At 67.1% G+C, this 16,794-nt stretch carries 15 protein-coding genes and 2 pseudogenes; 15 read left to right on the forward strand and 2 right to left on the reverse strand.

The features are described from left to right. The first annotated feature begins 5 nt into the window (after positions 1 to 5). The 13 genes and pseudogenes from CBI38_RS09590 to CBI38_RS09650 all read left to right on the forward strand — a co-directional run. Positions 6 to 263, forward strand: coding sequence for a hypothetical protein (locus CBI38_RS09590; RefSeq protein ID WP_109328393.1), 258 nt, complete (start codon positions 6 to 8; stop codon positions 261 to 263). A 32-nt stretch (positions 264 to 295) separates the two neighbouring features. Then, entirely contained in the window at positions 296 to 577 is a 282-nt protein-coding gene (locus CBI38_RS09595) for a dsRBD fold-containing protein (RefSeq protein ID WP_204164955.1), read from the forward strand. 135 nt (positions 578 to 712) lie between these two features. Continuing rightward, positions 713 to 1,867 (forward strand): 4Fe-4S dicluster domain-containing protein, encoded by a 1,155-nt coding sequence (locus CBI38_RS09600; protein ID WP_109328397.1) that lies wholly within the window; start codon positions 713 to 715, stop codon positions 1,865 to 1,867. After that, on the forward strand, positions 1,864 to 2,325 hold the full coding sequence (locus CBI38_RS09605) for a cyclic nucleotide-binding domain-containing protein (protein WP_109328399.1): 462 nt from the start codon (positions 1,864 to 1,866) through the stop codon (positions 2,323 to 2,325). The genes CBI38_RS09600 and CBI38_RS09605 overlap by 4 nt, the downstream gene beginning before the upstream one ends. 4 nt (positions 2,326 to 2,329) lie before the next feature. Next, positions 2,330 to 3,160: an FAD/NAD(P)-binding protein gene (locus CBI38_RS09610; protein WP_230990129.1), complete on the forward strand. Its 831-nt coding sequence runs from the start codon at positions 2,330 to 2,332 to the stop codon at positions 3,158 to 3,160. Next, entirely contained in the window at positions 3,160 to 3,939 is a 780-nt protein-coding gene (locus CBI38_RS09615) for an NADH-quinone oxidoreductase subunit B family protein (protein ID WP_109328401.1), read from the forward strand. The genes CBI38_RS09610 and CBI38_RS09615 overlap by 1 nt, the downstream gene beginning before the upstream one ends. Next, entirely contained in the window at positions 3,936 to 5,225 is a 1,290-nt protein-coding gene (locus CBI38_RS09620; protein ID WP_109328403.1) for a Ni/Fe hydrogenase subunit alpha, read from the forward strand. The genes CBI38_RS09615 and CBI38_RS09620 overlap by 4 nt, the downstream gene beginning before the upstream one ends. Next, positions 5,222 to 5,689, forward strand: coding sequence for a hydrogenase maturation protease (locus CBI38_RS09625; RefSeq protein ID WP_109328405.1), 468 nt, complete (start codon positions 5,222 to 5,224; stop codon positions 5,687 to 5,689). Before CBI38_RS09620 ends, CBI38_RS09625 begins: the two co-directional genes overlap by 4 nt. After that, complete coding sequence (locus tag CBI38_RS09630; RefSeq protein WP_109328407.1) at positions 5,686 to 6,555, forward strand: universal stress protein; 870 nt, start codon at positions 5,686 to 5,688, stop codon at positions 6,553 to 6,555. The genes CBI38_RS09625 and CBI38_RS09630 overlap by 4 nt, the downstream gene beginning before the upstream one ends. 137 nt (positions 6,556 to 6,692) lie before the next feature. After that, a complete protein-coding gene (locus CBI38_RS09635; protein WP_109328409.1) occupies positions 6,693 to 8,093 on the forward strand; it encodes a WS/DGAT/MGAT family O-acyltransferase in 1,401 nt (466 codons plus the stop codon). Between the two features lie 264 nt (positions 8,094 to 8,357). Continuing rightward, a complete protein-coding gene (locus tag CBI38_RS09640) occupies positions 8,358 to 9,731 on the forward strand; it encodes a hemolysin family protein (protein WP_109328411.1) in 1,374 nt (457 codons plus the stop codon). After that, the gene (locus CBI38_RS09645) at positions 9,724 to 10,743 is read left to right on the forward strand and encodes a hemolysin family protein (RefSeq protein ID WP_109328413.1); all 1,020 of its coding nucleotides are present in this window, start codon (positions 9,724 to 9,726) and stop codon (positions 10,741 to 10,743) included. Before CBI38_RS09640 ends, CBI38_RS09645 begins: the two co-directional genes overlap by 8 nt. A gap of 267 nt (positions 10,744 to 11,010) precedes the next feature. Further along, positions 11,011 to 12,282 (forward strand): annotated as a pseudogene (locus tag CBI38_RS09650) (hemolysin family protein); the annotation flags it as partial. Positions 12,283 to 12,584: 302 nt separating this feature from the next. Here CBI38_RS09650 and CBI38_RS09655 read toward each other — a convergent pair. Together CBI38_RS09655 and CBI38_RS09660 are read right to left on the reverse strand one after the other, a co-directional pair. Continuing rightward, a pseudogene (locus CBI38_RS09655) lies at positions 12,585 to 13,467 on the reverse strand (universal stress protein). 406 nt (positions 13,468 to 13,873) lie between these two features. Further along, a complete protein-coding gene (locus CBI38_RS09660; RefSeq protein WP_109328415.1) occupies positions 13,874 to 14,152 on the reverse strand; it encodes a hypothetical protein in 279 nt (92 codons plus the stop codon). A 519-nt stretch (positions 14,153 to 14,671) separates the two neighbouring features. Between CBI38_RS09660 and CBI38_RS38940 the strand changes: the two genes are divergently transcribed. Together CBI38_RS38940 and CBI38_RS09675 are read left to right on the forward strand one after the other, a co-directional pair. Further along, positions 14,672 to 15,184: a universal stress protein gene (locus tag CBI38_RS38940; protein ID WP_230990130.1), complete on the forward strand. Its 513-nt coding sequence runs from the start codon at positions 14,672 to 14,674 to the stop codon at positions 15,182 to 15,184. After that, a complete protein-coding gene (locus CBI38_RS09675; protein WP_109328420.1) occupies positions 15,171 to 16,469 on the forward strand; it encodes an MgtC/SapB family protein in 1,299 nt (432 codons plus the stop codon). The genes CBI38_RS38940 and CBI38_RS09675 overlap by 14 nt, the downstream gene beginning before the upstream one ends. Positions 16,470 to 16,794: the final 325 nt, after the last annotated feature.

Genomic DNA, 16,794 nt, shown 5'->3' on the forward strand with positions numbered 1-16,794 from the left:
CCGCGATGAACAGCCCCGATACGCACGACGGCACCGACCATGATCCCGGGCGGGGGATCGTCGACCGCCTGGTATCAGAGCTCGGTCAGTCCTTCGCACGCGCGGCGATCTGCCGGATGGTCACCGGAAGCATTCGAGACCTCGCCGGGGTGCCGACTGCGGACCTTCCGGAACTCGCCGAGCGCCTCGCCCGTCAGCGTTTGCTCACGGTGCGCGAGCGAGTCGACGCGTACCCTGCGCGCTCGGCAGTGGTGACCCAGTGATCGGAGCGACCTAGAAGGAGGGCGTGATGAGTATGCACGAGAGGAAATGGTCGGTCGAAATCGTGATCGACGAACATGATTCAGGTGAGACCGGATCCCGCACCCGGGCACAAGCGCGGTTGCGGACCCATGACAAGACCGCATTGATCGGTGTCGGGACGGCCCGGCGCAATCCGAAGGACACCGAGATTCCCGAGATCGGTGACGAGCTCGCCGCAGCCCGTGCGCTGGCCGACCTCTCGCACCAACTCATCGAAGCGACGGTGGCAGATCTCGAGGCCGCGACGCGCGAGCACATCCATCTCGAGGCCTGAGCGGGCCGGGAACCACCTCGCGGTCGGCACGTGTCGGCTCTATCGACCGGAAAGGCCGAACGGCCCTGTTCCGCGCCGTATGTGGACTGGCTCAATGGGAAAGGGAGGGGCGAGACGCCCGAAAGGAGCGACCCGATGACCAGCACTCCGGCAGAACATCGTGACAGCGTCCTGGACCGTCGGGGTGTCGACCAGATGATCGACGTCCTCCGGGGGCGCGGCTACCGTGTGGTCGGTCCCACGGTGCGCGACAGTGCCATCGTCCTCGAGGAACTCGAGTCGGGCGCTCAACTGCCAGCGGGTTGGGGTGTGACGACCGGGCCCGGCACGTACCGGCTGCGTCGACGCGACGACGACGCGGTCTTCGGGCACTCGTCCGGCCCCCAGTCGTGGAAGCAGTACCTGCATCCGCCCCGACAGCAGTTGTGGTCGGCGGAATCCGACGGCACCTTCCACCCCCCTGTCGAGGACGACACCCCCTATGCGTTCGTCGGCGTCCGCGGCTGCGACCTGGCGGCGATCGCCGTACTGCGCCGGGTTCTGTGCCCGGATCCGGACGCGGACAGCGCGACCGCCCGCCGCTTCCGATCCCTGTTCGTCGTCGCCGCCCATTGCACCGAGCCCGGCGGCGTGTGCTTCTGCACCTCCATGGGCACCGGTCCGGCAGCCGGCCCCGGCTACGACCTCGCGTTGACCGAACGCGTCGACTCGCAAGGCCATCGGTTCCTCGTCGAGGTCGGCACCGACGCCGGAGCCGATGTACTCGCCGACATCAACCGAAGCCCCGCTGCCGCCACGGACATCGACGAAGCCCGAGCGGCCGTGAGCGCTGCGGCCGGCCGGATGGGCCGGACGATGCCGCAGGTCAATCTCCGTGACCTGTTGGCCGACGCCCGCAGCGAGGACGTCTGGGACGAGGTCAGCAACCGGTGCCTCACGTGCGGCAACTGCACGATGGTCTGTCCTACCTGCTTCTGTACCACCAGCGAGGACATCACCGACTTGACGGGCGAGCATGCCGAACGCTGGGAGCACTGGTCGTCCTGCTTCGAACTCGATTACAGCGAACTGCACGGGGGAACCGTCCGGACGTCAGGGCAGAGCCGATACCGGCAGTGGATGTCCCACAAGCTCGGTACCTGGTTCGATCAGTTCGGCAGTTCCGGTTGTGTGGGGTGTGGGCGGTGCATCGACTGGTGCCCGGTCGGCATCGATATCACCGAGGAGGCTGCACGGCTGGTCCAGACCCTTCCGCCGTACCGGCCGGACGATGCGCGGGAGCAACGATGACCGCGGGCGGCACCGTGTTGCCGTCCCTGCTCGCTGCACTCGACGACGAGCACCGTCGCAGGCTGACCGCACTCACCTCCCCGGTGCGATTCGGTGAAGGAGAGGTCATCTTCCGGGAGGGCGCACCGGCGACTCGGTGCTGGCTGCTCGGGTCGGGCAGCGTCGTCCTGACCACGCACGTACCCGGCCGCGGTGCCGTGGCACTCGAAACCCTTCATGGTGGAGACGTTCTCGGCTGGTCCTGGCTGGGAGCCCGACCGGTCTGGCAGTTCGCCGCCCACGCGGCGGCGGCCACCGAAGCCGCCGAAATCGACATCACCGCCCTCGAACGGATGGCCGGAGCAGAGCCCGAATTCGGGTACGTCGTCACCCGTGCCCTCTCGGGATTGCTCATCGCCCGCCTCCAGTCCACCCGGGCGCGGCTGCTCGACCTCTATGCGAACCGCCGGGAGATGTGACGCCATGTCGACCACCCACATGCTCCCTACCGGTTACCGTGTCCACTCCCGCGCCCAAGAAACGGCCGACACCGTGACGGTGACCCTGACACCCACCACAGCCGTCCCGAAAACCCCGGTTCTGCCCGGGCAATTCATGATGCTGTACGCCCACGGAGTCGGAGAGGTCGCGATCTCGGTGAGCGACGCGCCCCGCGGGGACCTCGGTGTGCTGGTGCACACCGTGCGCAGCGTCGGCGCCGTGAGCAGAGCCCTCCACGACACGCCGGTGGGCGCAGTGGTAGGAGTTCGTGGCCCCTTCGGGCACGGATGGAACCTGTACCCCGGCGGACGCGACCTCGTCGTGGTTGCCGGTGGTGTGGGCCTGGCCCCCCTGCGGCCCGTCATAGGGTCCGTGCTGGCCGAGCGCGACCGGTTCCGGAGGGTGACCGTCATCGTCGGTGCGCGCAGTCCGTCGAACATTCTCTTCGGCGCCGAGCTGGCCGCCTGGCAGGCCCGCGAAGACCTCGACGTGGAGTTGACCATCGATCAGCCGGTATCGGGATGGACGGGGGCCGTCGGATTCGTCACCGAATCGCTGCACCGCATCAACATCGATCCCGCCCGCACCACCGCGTTGTTGTGCGGGCCTGAACCGATGATGCGGTTCTCCGCCCGAGTCCTGCTCGACCGTGGTGTACCTGCCACCGACATCCAGGTCTCCCTCGAGCGGAACATGCAGTGCGGTGTCGGCGTCTGCGGTCATTGCCAGCTCGGCGAACTGCTGTTGTGCCGTGACGGGCCGGTGGTCGACTTCGCCACCGCCGAACCACTTCTACGGGTACCGGAGCTGTGATGAGCGCACCACCGACCACCAGACCTACCCTCGCGGTGTGGAAGTTCGCGTCCTGCGACGGCTGCCAGCTCACCCTGCTCGACTGCGAAGACGAACTGCTGGCGCTGTCCGGGGCCGTGACCATCTCCCACTTCCTCGAACTGTCCGACACGATCATCGGCGGCCCCTACGACCTGTCGCTCGTCGAGGGATCGATCACCACCGCCGCCGACCGGGAGCGGATCCGGGCGGTGCGCGAGCAGTCCCGCTTCCTCGTCACGATCGGGGCCTGCGCCACGGCGGGCGGTATCCAGGCGTTGCGCAACTTCGCCGATATCGACGACTTCCTGTCGGTCGTGTACGCCCGCCCCGACTACATCGACACCCTGGCCACTTCGACCGCGATCTCCGCGCACGTCCCGGTCGACTTCGAGCTACGCGGGTGTCCGATCGACCGGCGGCAACTCCTCGAGGTGATCACCGCCTACCTGGCCGGGCGGCGACCGAACATCCCGAACACCACCGTGTGTACCGAATGCAAGCGGCGCGGACTGACGTGCGTCATGGTGGCCGACGGCACCCCCTGCCTCGGACCGGTCACCCACTCCGGTTGCGGAGCACTGTGTCCCGCGGTCTCGCGCGGATGCTACGGCTGTTTCGGCCCCACGACCGACCCGAACCTCACCTCGCTGATGGGGTGGCTGCGCACCTGCGGCATGAACGACGATGCCATCTCGCGCGTCCTCGCCACCTTCAACGTGGCAGCATTCGACACCGAAACGCAGGGATCACCCCCATGACCCCCACCACGAGAGAACTGACCGTCAAGGCTCTCGCCCGAGTCGAGGGGGAGGGCCGACTCGACGTCACCGTACGAGACGGTCGCGCCGACCGAGTCGACCTGGCCATCTACGAGCCGCCCCGATTCTTCGAGTCGTTCCTACGCGGCCGGCACTACTTGGAGCCACCCGACATCACCTCCCGGATCTGCGGCATCTGCCCGGTCGCCTATCAAGTCAGTGCCTGCAACGCGCTCGAACAGGCCTGCGGTATCGAGGTCACCGATGCCGTCCTCGACCTTCGGCGGCTGCTGTACTGCGGCGAGTGGATCGCCAGTCACGTCCTGCACATCTATTTCCTGCATGCACCGGACTTCCTCGGCTTCCCCGACTCCATCGCCCTCGCGCGACGCGACCGAGCAGCCGTCGAGCGGGGACTGGCACTGAAGAAGGCGGGCAACGCCATCCTCGATCTCATCGGCGGCCGGGCCATTCATCCGGTCAACGTCCGGGTCGGCGGATTCCACCGCGCACCGACCCGCAACGAGCTGGCCCCGCTGGCGGAGCAGCTGCGCGCCGCCTTGGGGCACGCGATAGCCACCGTCGACTGGGTGTCCACCTTCGACTTCCCGGACATCGAACTCGACCACGACCTCCTCGCGCTCCACCACGAATCCCGGTACGCCATCGAGGACGGCGACATCGTCTCGACGAATGGATTGCAGTGTGGACCAGAAGATTTCCCCCGGCACGTGATCGAGCACCAGGTGCCGCACTCGACCGCCCTCCACGCCGAACTCGACGGCCGGCGCTACCTGACGGGGCCCTTGGCGCGCTACTCCCTCAACTCCGCGCAATTGACAGGTGCGGCCGCCGCGGCAGCAACAGCCAACCTCGGTGCGCAGTGCCGAAACCCCTACCGCAGCATCGTCGTTCGCGCCGTCGAAGTCGTCTATGCGGTCGAGGAGGCCTTACGTCTCATCGATCACTATCAGCGGCCCCCGCGATCCTTCACCGACGGGCCGCCCGTCCATGCGGTGGGTCACGGTGTCAGTGAGGCACCCCGCGGGTTGCTGTATCACCGCTATGAACTCGATCCGGACAGCCTGATCCGCACGGCGACCATCATTCCGCCCACCTCACAGAACCAGGCGGCGATCGAACACGATCTCCGCGCCGCCGTCGATGCTCATCTAACCCTCCCGGACGAGGAGTTGGCCGTCCTGTGCGAGCGGATCATCCGCAACTACGACCCCTGCATCTCCTGTGCCACCCACTTCCTGACACTCACGATCGACCGCCGATGACGGCGGTGGTGCTCGGAGTCGGGAACGAAAACCGACGCGACGATGGTGTCGGGCCCGCAGTCGCGCGCGCGGTCGCCGCCCGGGCGATTCCCAATCTGCTGGTCACGATTTCCGACGGTGACCCGGCGACCCTCCTCGACGCCTGGGCCGATATGGATGTCGCTGTCCTGGTGGACGCCATCGTGTGCGATCCTTCGCGGCCCGGCACCGTGCACCGATTCGACTCACAGGCGCTCGCCGCCCTGGATGCGAAGACCACCAGCACCCACGGGCTCGGACTCACCCAGGCACTGAGATTGGGTGCGGTGCTCGGCCGGCTGCCCCGGCGCTGGGTGCTGTACGCCGTCGAGGTCGCCGACATCGGTTACGGTCGCGGCCTGTCCTCTTCAACAAGGGAAGTTCTCGAACCGGTGACGTCGGCGGTGTTGGCCGAAGTCGCCGGCGTGCAGAGGAGCACATCATGAGCACCACCCCGATCGTCGTGGGCGTAGACGGGTCGCCGCCATCATCGGAGGCGGTGCGGTGGGGGGTGGCCGAGGCGATCCTTCGCAGCGCTCCACTGCTCCTTCTGGCGTGTGTCAGTTACCGCGGGGCCGAGTCCCTACCGCTGGTGGGCCCAGAATTGCGTGCGCGAGCCGAGCGTGACCTCACCGCAGCTACTGAGCTCGCTCGGGCTCACGACCCCCGCGGCGTTGTCCAGATGCACACGGAGCTGCACTGGCAGTATGCGCCCGCGGTGCTCGTCGACCGATCGGAGTCGGCGCGAATGATAGTGCTCGGCCGCCGCGGACTCGGCGAATTCACCGGCGGCCTGATCGGTTCGGTCACCTCGGCCGTGGCCCGGCACGCACACTGCCCCGTTGTCGTGATCGAAGGTGCCCCACCCTCCCTCGAGGAGGGCGGCGTGGGCCCGGTTGTGGTCGGCGTCGACGGCTCGGCCAACAGCGAACCCGCCATCGCGCTGGCGTTCGAGGAAAGTGCCCTACGACGAACCCCGCTGATCGCACTCCATGCCTGGTCGGACCAGGACCTGTCCACTCTTCCCCTGGAAACCGGCCCCGACCGCTGGAAGGCGGTCGCAGAGTCGGAACAGGCACTGCTGGGGGAGAGCCTGACCGGATGCACCCAGCAGTACCCCGACGTCGCGGTACAGCAGGTCCTCGTCAGAGACCGGCCGGTGCGGCACCTGCTGGCGCAGGCCGAAGAGGCGCAACTACTCGTCGTCGGCACCAGAGGCCGCGGCGGATTCAAGGGAATGACCCTCGGTTCGACGAGCGCGGCCTTACTGCACACCGCGCCATGCCCGCTCATCGTCGTCCCGCGGTGCTGAACGCCAAGCCCTTCAGGTGCTGTGTCCAGAACAGGGATGACTTTCGGCCACACGAGCACACCGTTCGACTCTGTCGTGCCCGGATTGTCTGCGGCACAGTGATCGGTATGCACGTCTGACGTGGTGAGGTAGGACTGATGGACGATGACACACTGAGTTTTCTGGACGCGGGGTTCCTCGAGACCGAGGATTCCGATGACCACGCGAGCCTGACGATCGGCGCGTTGGCGATTCTCGCAGGTCCGGCACCGACTCCGGATCAGTTCCGTGAGGCGGTAGTGGCGCGGTTGGTCGATCTACCGCACGCAAGAGACAAACTCCATATGGTGCCGCTGGATCTCGGGAAACCGTCCTGGGTGGAGGACCCGGTGTTCGACCTCGGCCACCACGTACGTCGGGTGGCGCTCCCGCAGCCCGGGGACGAGGAGACGCTGTTCGGGTTCGTGGCCCGGGTAATGGGGCATCGCCTCGACCGCGATCATCCGCTGTGGGAATGCTGGGTGGTGGAAGGACTCACCGGGGAGCGTTGGGCCGTGCTCGCCAAGATGCATCACTGTATGGCGGACGGCATCGCCGGCACCAAACTGTTCGAAGCGATGTGCGACGAGAACCCGCCGGTCATCACACCGGCCACACCGGAAATCGTCTCCCAGAAGCAGACCCCCTCCGGCATCATCGACACGATCACCGGAGTTCTGTCGCCGGCGCGTCAATTCCGGATGCTCACAGCGGTACTGACCGCACCGCAGCGATTCGCGGCGGCCACAATCGGCGCCACCCTGGGTTTTGCTCGCCTCCTCGCCGAGATGGTGACGTCAACGTCCGGCACGTCGTTGATCGGGCCCATCGGACGCCAACGGCGGTACTGCGCCGCCCGCACCCGCATGGCGGACGTCCGCGAAATCTGCTCCGCCTACGGAGTCACGGTCAACGACGTCGCTCTTGCCGCGATCACCAGCGGACTGCGCACGCTCCTCCTGCGACGAGGTGAAATCCCGGAAGCCCGCACCGTCCGCACCCTCGTCCCCGTGTCCGTGCGGACCGACCCACCGGGTGGGGGCCCGGTGCACAACGAGGTTTCTCTCATGCTTCCGTTTCTCCCCGTCGACATCGAGGACCATGTCGAACAGCTCACTGCGGTGCACCGGCGCCTCGCCGCGCACAAAGCCGGCAACGAGGCGGAAGGCGGAAAAGCGTTCACAGCGCTGGCACAGTACGGGCCGTTCATGCCGTTGGCATGGGCGATACGCCTGGCCATGCGGTTCCCTCAGCACAGCGTCGTGGCCGTCGCCACGAACATTCCCGGGCCCCGTCAGATGCGGCACATCCTCGGCAGGGAGATCCTCGAAATTTTCCCCTACGTGCCGATCGCACTGCGGTTACGCATCGGCATCGCTGTCTTGAGCTACAGCGACCACCTCACCTTCGGTATCACGGGCGACTACGACACCAACCCCGACCTGGCCGACTTGGCCCACGGAATCGAACACGGCGTGGCATCGCTCCTGGCGGCGGCCCGCCTGTCCGAAATCAGCTAGCGGTCAAAGAGATCGCCGTCATGTATCCCAACCTCGCTGCGGGGTACGTCGAGGTGTGCGGTCCACCGTGACCACCACTGCAGACACGATCGTAAAGAACCCTTTACTATTACTGGTTCGTCCTCCTGGTAGCGACGATCGTGTTCCGTGTCCCCGATTTGCAGAGAGAGTTATGAGCAGCGCTTCGCGCAAACGTAAACCTCGAAGACCCCGCCCGCCCCGCGCTGCTGATCGCAGCCCCCTCACCCGGTTGCGGGTGAGCAGATGGTGACCATCGTTCTGAGCATCGCGGTCGGCATCCTCGTTGTCGTGGCGATCACCGCCCTGACCGGCTATTTCGTGGCGCAGGAATTTGCTTACATGTCGGTGGACCGCTCCCGGCTCGAGGCCCGAGCCGAGGCCGGTGACACCGGGGCCGCCCGCGCCCTGACGGTCACCCGGCGCACCTCGTTCATGCTGTCCGGCGCCCAATTGGGCATCACCGTCACCGGCCTACTCGTCGGCTACGTCGCCGAACCCCTGATCGGCCGCGGCGTCGGCGAGCTGCTGGGCGGGGTCGGCGTCCCGACCGCCGTCGGAATCGGAATCGGCGCCGTCCTGGCCGTACTCTTCTCCACCTTCGTTCAGATGGTCTTCGGGGAGCTGTTCCCGAAGAACCTGGCGATCGCCCGTCCCGAACCCGTCGCGCGCTGGCTGGCCCTGTCGACCACGATCTACCTGAGACTGTTCGGCTGGCTGATCTGGCTGTTCGACCAGTCGTCGAACCTGCTGCTGCGGGCGCTGCGGATCGAGCCGGTCCATGATGTCGTGCACTCGGCGACACCGCGGGACCTCGAACACATCGTTGCCGAATCCCGTGACGCCGGGGAGCTGCCGCGGGAGCTGTCCACCCTGCTCGATCGGATTCTCGACTTCCCCACCGAGACGGCCGAGCACGCGATGATTCCGCGCGCGCACGTGGACACCGTCCGGGCCGACGAACCGGTGTCGGCGGTGCTGGCCCGGATGGGGTCCGGGCACACCCGCTACCCGGTCGCGGGGAGGTCCTCGGATGACCTGTACGGGGTGATCCACCTGCACGATCTGCTGGGCGCCGATCCGACCGGGACGGCGGCCTCGCGGTGCCGGCCCCCGGTGATCGTGCCCGCCTCGCTGCCGCTGCCGCAGGTCCTCACCGCCCTGAGCGCGGCGAGGGAGGAGATGGCTCTGGTGATCGACGAGTACGGCGGATTCGCCGGGATCGTCACGATCGAGGATCTCGCGGAGGAACTGGTCGGGGAAATCGCCGACGAGCACGACCCCGACCACACCACCACAGTGATCGGGTCCGCCGCCGACGGCTGGACGATTCCCGGCGGCCTGCATCTGGACGAGGTCGAACGCATCGTCGGGCACGCCGTGCCGGACGGGGATTACGAGACCCTCGCCGGTCTGGTGATCGCCCGTTTCGGCGGTCTGCCCCGCATGGGCGACACCGTGGACATTCCGCTCGAGCCCGACCCGACCGACCTGATCGCCGACGGGGATCCCCCGCGCCGATACCTCACCGCGCAGGTGCGCGGGGTCGCCCATCGGGTACCGGCCTCGGTGTCCGTCACCGTTCACGTCGAACAGCAGGAAGAGCCGGATCATGAGTAACCCGTGGATCGTCGTGGCAGTCACCGTGGGGCTGATCGGAGCGAGCGCCTTCTTCGTCGCGGTCGAGTTCGCGCTGATCGCGGCCCGCCGGCACCGGCTCGAGGACGCCGCCCCGAACAGCCGGGCGGCCCGGGCTGCCCTGCGCAGCGCTTCGGAGTTGTCGGTGCTGCTGGCCGGCTCCCAGCTCGGTATCACCGTGTGCACCCTGGCGCTCGGGGCGATCACCAAACCCGCCGTGCACCACTGGCTGACCCCGGCCTTCGCAGACTGGGGTGTACCGCTGTGGCTCGCCGATGTCGCCGGTTTCGTTCTCGCCCTGATCATCGTCACCTTCCTGCACCTGGTCGTCGGGGAGATGGCACCGAAGTCGTGGGCGATTGCGCACCCGGAGAAGTCGGCGACCCTGCTGGCGATCCCGATGCGCGGCTTCATGTGGGCCACCCGCCCCGCGCTGAATGCGCTGAACCGGATGGCGAACCGGTGCCTGCTCCGGGTCGGGGTCACCCCGGTCGACCAGGTCGGCTCCGGTCAGGACTCGGGTGCGCTGCGGCACCTGGTCGCACATTCGGCGACCGCGGGCACCCTCGACGAGCGCTACCACGGCCAATTGACCAGCGCCCTGGAACTCGAAACCCTCACCGTCGGGGACATGGTCCGGCCGAACCCGGCCCCGTCCGGTGTCCTTCCAGAGGCGACACCGGACGAGATCCGCGTGGCCGGCCAACGCAGCGGTCACCTACGGCTGCTGGTCCGCGGCGACGCCGGGGTCGAAGGCGTCGTCCATGTACGGGACAGCCTGCAAGCGCCGCCGACGTACACCGCCCGGGCGTTGATGCGCTCGGTCCTCACTCTGCCCGCCGGCACCCCGGTATACGAGGCGCTGCGCACCATGCGCGAGTCCCGCAGCCACCTCGCCCTGATCCTCGACGACGGCGGCGGCGAGGTGACCGGGCTGATCACCCTCACCGACGTGCTGCAACGGCTGTTACCGGCCGCCGGAGCCGCCGCCTGACCGGTACGCCTCGCCACAGCGGGTCCGCCACTATGGATCCCGTGCGGTGGGACCTGGCCGGAGCAATTGCTGGTCAGGTCCCGCTGGCGCGGTAGAGCAGCCAGATCGGTCCCTCGCGGAGGGCCCACCTGGACCAGCTTGGCGGATGTCCGGTTTGTCCGGTTTCGCCTACACTGAGGTGCACAGAAGATCGAGGACGTTCTCCTACAGGAGAAGGGACATGGGCCACCGTCACAGACCACGGCCGCTCCGAACTGGGCGGCGGCGATGAACGACACTGTGGTCAACGTCGGGTTGGTGCTGGTCTTCGTGCTGGTCGGCGGTGTGTTCGCCGCTACCGAGATCGCGTTGGTCTCCCTACGGGAGGGCCAGATCCGGAACCTGGAGCGCGCTGGCGGCCGCGGGGCACGCACCGCCGCGTTGGCCCGCAACCCCAACCGGTTCCTGTCGGCGGTGCAGGTCGGGGTCACCGTGGCTGGGTTTCTCTCCGCCGCCTACGGTGCCTCCACCCTCGCACCCGACCTGATACCGACCTTCGAATCCTGGGGGCTGCCGGATGAGGCCGCCTCCGCCACCGCACTGATCGGCACCACCCTGGTGATCGCGTACCTGTCGCTGATCCTGGGCGAGTTGGTGCCCAAACGTATTGCTCTGCAACGCACCACCGGGGTTGCTCTGCTGACCGCGCCGACCCTGGATCGGTTCGCCACCGCGATGCGCCCGGTGATCTGGCTGCTGTCGGTCTCCACCGACCTGCTGGTGCGTCTGCTCGGTGGGGACCCGAGGGCCAAGAATGAGGCCATTACTCATGAAGAGCTGCGTGATTTGGTGATCGGACATGCCGCGATCGCCGAGAGCGAGCGCCGCATCCTCGCCGAGGTTTTCGACGCCGGGCACCGTACCCTGATCGAGGTGATGCGCCCGCGCACCGACGTAGACTTCCTGCCCGCCGACACCCTCCTGCCCCGGGCCCGGGAGCAGGCCCTGGCGTCCGGGCACAGCCGATACCCGGTCACCGGCGCCTCGTTCGACGACATCGCCGGGTTCGTGCACCTGCGTGATCTGCTGCTCGCCGACCCCCACACGGTCACCACGGTGGCCGACCTGTGCCGGCCGGTCCTGCAACTGCCTGCCTCCAAGCCTGCCCTGGCCGCACTGACGGAGATGCGCCGCGACAATCTGCAGATCGCGATCGTCGTCGACGAATACGGCGGCACCGCCGGCATCGTCACTCTCGAGGACATCGTGGAGGAGATCGTCGGCGAGATCGGAGACGAGTACGACGAACCCGCCCCACCTGTCGGCGCCGGAGCGGCGCGGCACCCGACCCATCAGCAGGTGGACGGGCTACTGATCGTCGAGGACTTCGAGACTGCAACCGGTCTCACCCTGCCCGAGGGACCCTACGAAACCGTGGCCGGCTTCCTCCTCCATACCCTGCAGCGGGTGCCCCAGCTCGGCGACACCGTCACCATCGACGGCACCAGGCTCACCGTCAGCGCTCTCGACGGCCGCCGCATCGCTCGCGTCCGCGTCACCCTTCCCCCGCCCCGCCCCGGATGCTGCGAGCACCCGCACCGAGCCGCGCCGGCGATGAGTCCGGCCACCTTCGGATACCGTCGGCCGGCGTGGCCGGTGAGCGACCGTAGTCGGCAACATGTGCCGGTCGAGCAACCGGCAGAGGCAGCGCCGACCCGACCGGCGGTGTCGGCCACTGGGGCCAGGACGGGAGATACTTCGCCGGTGGCCAAAGGGCGAAAGGGCTGCATCTGGGTACTCGGTCGAGGTGCTCCGCCCTGCGGTGGCGCGGCAGCATTGTCGTCATCGATGGAGCGCTAGCGCTAGCGAACGATGAGCAGCGGGCAGGCAACTGAATGCATCAACGCCCTGCTGGTCGATCCCAGCAGCATGTTGGTAAATCCACCGCGCCCCCCGGCTTCCCACCACGAGGAGCTGTGCATTGTCGGCCTGTTCTCGTAGGTTCCTCACGGGGCGATCCCGGACGACGACGGTGCGCACCTTCACATCCGGGTATTTCTCCGCGCGGCCAGCCAAACTTTCGGACAACACAGCGGTCTCGTTTTCCGCGGCCCGCCTCCACTCGGCATCGCTGCCGCCGTCGGGGGCAATTACCAAGGTGATATCGGACCACGCGTGCACAGCCACGAGCTCCGCCTGCCGCAGGGCGGCTTCTTCGTAGGCCATCGAGATGGCGGATTCACTGTGTTGTGAGCCGTCGACGCCGACGACGACGGGCCCGGAAAGGTCATTGATATCACGATCAGCTGCTCCCCGAATGACTGCAGCGGTGCAATGAGCGTGCGCGGCAACCGCGGAACTGACCGAGCCCAGGAAAGCGCGTTCGACGATTCCCTGCCTGTTCGCGCCGACCACAACCATCGACGCCGTCGCCGAGCGCCCGATCAGCTCACCGGCCGGAGTTCCGGTGCAGAGCGTGGCGACGATCTCGATGTTGTGCCCAGGCACCGCGGCACGGGCGATCTGTTCTGCGCGCATCAATCTTTCCCGGCCGTCGCGTTGCTCGTCTTCGAAGAAGCTGGCCGGCATTCCGATCGGGACGCCGTAGGCGCCGGGAACGAACGTCGTTGTGATGAGCGACAGCGGCAGGTTGCGGAGCGCGGCTTCCTTGGCGGCCCAGGACACCGCCTGCAGCGATGAGGGTGAGCCGTCTGTTCCTACAACGATCGGGCGGTGGCCGGTCATGGGGTACTCCTCCGGGCTGCTCTGCGATGAGTTTCTCTCTCGACATCTATCGTCGCTATCCGTGACCGCCCTCCGTAGAGGAGAAGGTCATCACCTCCGCAGCTGAAGCCTCCCGTCGATTCGGGCGCAAGTCGCAACCGGGGGAGTCGCAATGGTCTTCGCAAGCGGCTGCGGTTACTGGGGGTCTGCAGCACCATCGGATTGAAACCGGGCACTGCCGACAGCGATGCACGCAGAATCAAGGCGACGCAAGTCCGGCGCGAACGCCCCCCCGACACCGCTGAGGTTGGTAGCGGGCTTTGTTCACGAGCATGGCTGCGCGGCACCCTGTTTCATATGCTCCCCGAGTCGGTCGAGGTGCTCGGCAACACCTGGTCGTGTAGGCCGCGGGGCGGCGGGGCTGCTCTCATTCCATGTGCTCGAGCAGTTCCCGGACTGGCACCACTGCCATCGCCCGATCGGGCACCGCCCGCTCGGATATCTGATTCTTGCCGCCGACCGACTGCACAACTTGATCGGTGAGGGTGGCGGTGGGCAGTGCGTTCGTGGTCGACCTCCGGTTGGGGGTGGTGACCTGGCTGGCGGCGGCGGTCCACGAGATACCGCAGCAACTCGGTGATTTCAGGAGCCTGGTCCACAGCGGCTGGAGCGCAGCCCAGGCACCGCCCAACACGGGCGTCGGCATTGATTTTTTCGCTCGGCGGGGTGCTGGCCTACGGTCTGGCCGGGAGTCGAGGTCGCCGTCCTTGTTTCTTCGCGGCCGGGAACTTCCTCTACGCCGCGGTCGCCGATCTGTTCCCCGAGATCGCCACCTCCCCGATACCGCGGGGCAATATCCTGAGCACCATGAGCTTCGCAGTCGGGCTCGTCACGTTGGTGGCCATCGCACGAGCGGTGCGTCCGGCGTCCCCGCCGCGACCGAAGCAAACAACTCCGTCCACGATCGTCCGAGACGGCTGCCTAGCCGGTCTGGTCCGATGGGCCGTTCGGCCCTACCGATCCCGGTCGCATCGGTATAGACCGGAAGGCGACACCCAGCCCGGAAAGCAAGAGGGAGAATATCCATAAGCTGCTGGTGGCGGCTTCGAGTGAGCCGTTGCAGACCTCGAGGAGACATTCATGGCGTTCTACAGGCTCCGAAGGCCGACGTGCTGTGTAGCGTGCTGACCAAGACGTTGTACGACCTACGCCGAGAATTCCCGGCGTGGGTCATGGGGTCGCGATGCACATGGTGATCTGGCGCAGTGTCCGCGGCGAGCCGTCGATGAACCAGTTCCCCGGCCAGATGCCTGGGGCGTTTCGTGCGCTGTTCGCGATGTCTGGGTCGGACATGCCGACCACAGCCGGGTATATCAAGATCGAAATTCTGTCGTTCATGGGTACGTTACTGCTTCTGATCTACGCCGTCGGAACAGGTGCCGGGGCAGTTCTGGCAGAAAGCGTTCCCAGGTGGGCGGAACGATATCCCGGCGTGATCGTGCGAAAGATTGCGGAGTCCTGTGGAGCACGAAAGGTGTTGCTCCGCTCGTGTGAGGACGCGCATCTGCTGATCGGCGGAAGCCACGGGCACGCCGCGCTCGGCCGTGCGGTCCTCGGGTCGACGACCCACGGCATGCTGCACCGTGGTCGATGTCCATCCATGAACAGAAGAATTCACCGGGAGACCGGCAAGGTTCCAGATCGCGCCACGAAGTTCGGCGACCGTGGACATCGCTGAGTTCCACGCCTACGGTTACGCCGCCGCCCTGCTGATCGGCCTCGGGCTGGGAATCGAGCGTGAACACGCGGCCCGCACCTCACCCGAGGGTGCGGACCCGGGCTCCGTCGAGTTGCCCGGTGCACGGACCTTCCCGCTCATCGCCCTCGCCGGCGCCATCGCAGCGCATCTCGGCGCCGCCGTAGTCACCGCGGCTTTTGTGGGGATCGCGGCCCTCGTCGTGGGATGGTACTGGGTACGCACCCATATCCCGCCGCGACCGGACACCGGGACTACCACCGCGTTCGCCGCCCTGGTCGCCTTCCTGCTCGGTGCCCTCGCCTGGCACCATCCTTCACTTGCCGTTGCGCTCGGCGTGATTGTGCTCGTCCTCCTCTCCGTCAAGTACCCCATGCACGAATTCGCAGAGCACGTGATCGACGAGCGCGACATCACGGACTTCTGCGTCCTCCTCGCGATCGCCTTCCTCGTCCTTCCCCTACTCCCAGACCGCGACGTCGGACCGTACGGTGCATTGAACCCCGCCACGATCGGCCGCCTGGTGCTCATGCTGAGCCTGATCGGCTGGGTGGGCTACGTAGCCACCCGGGTTCTCGGCCCACGATGGGGACTGCTGATCGTCGGCTTCGGCGGCGGTTTCGTCTCCGGCGCTGCGACCACCGCCGTCATGGCGCGGACAGCCCGCCGAGAAGAGGATTCGTCGGACGCACTCCCGGCGGCACTGATCGTGAATCTGTCCACCATCCTGCTCGTCGTCGGTATCACCTGGGTCGTCAATGCCGAGGTCTCGGCGCAGCTGGCACTGATACTCGGTGGAACTGCCGCACTCGTCGTCGCGGAGACCGCCGTTCTCGTGCTCCGAGGAGCGCACGACAGATCGTCGGGCAGCCGCGTCAAGGGGGCCGCGCCGGCCCCGGGTTTGCTCGACCGTCCGATCTCGGTGTCGGCAACACTTTCACTGGCAGGAATCCTGCTCGTCCTCCTTATTCTGACGAAAGGCGCCGCGGACATATTCGGCGGTGGCGGGGTCATCGCTGCGTCTGCTGTCGGCGGATTGGCCGACGCGCACTCCTCCTCGTTCGCCGCAGCGTCCGCGGCAGATGCCGAGATCACCGTCGACACTGCGACCGTGGCCGCAGTAGTCGCCGTCGGAACGAACCTGCTCACCAAACTGGTCCTCGCCGCCGTTGCCGGTTCGGTCCGGTTCGCTGTGACGCTGGCGGCGTGGCTGGCCCCGCCGGTCGCGGTGACAGCCGCGACCGTGTGGGTCGTGCTTATACAGTGACCATCCGCAGATGCACTGGTCGGACCGTGCGCTCTCCGCCGGACGGTGTCGATGACCTACGGCCATAGAGCCACCGAGCGCGAGGACACCACTCGAAGCCAGGGCAACGCAATGAGACACGATGACAGGCGGAGCACCAACCCCACCCACGGACCGACCGTGAACACGCGAGCGCTCCCCACGGTCCCGACCGACGTACCGTCGAATTAGCCGTGGCGTCGGCGCGCCGTGCGTCGTCCCTGCACAACAGCCAACCGTGGCATTGGACAAATGGGCGCGGCTCACCTGACGTTGTACAGCGATCCGACCGGCTGTTACATATCAT

The sequence above is a fragment of the Rhodococcus oxybenzonivorans genome, assembly GCF_003130705.1.
GTDB classification, from domain to species: domain Bacteria; phylum Actinomycetota; class Actinomycetes; order Mycobacteriales; family Mycobacteriaceae; genus Rhodococcus_F; species Rhodococcus_F oxybenzonivorans.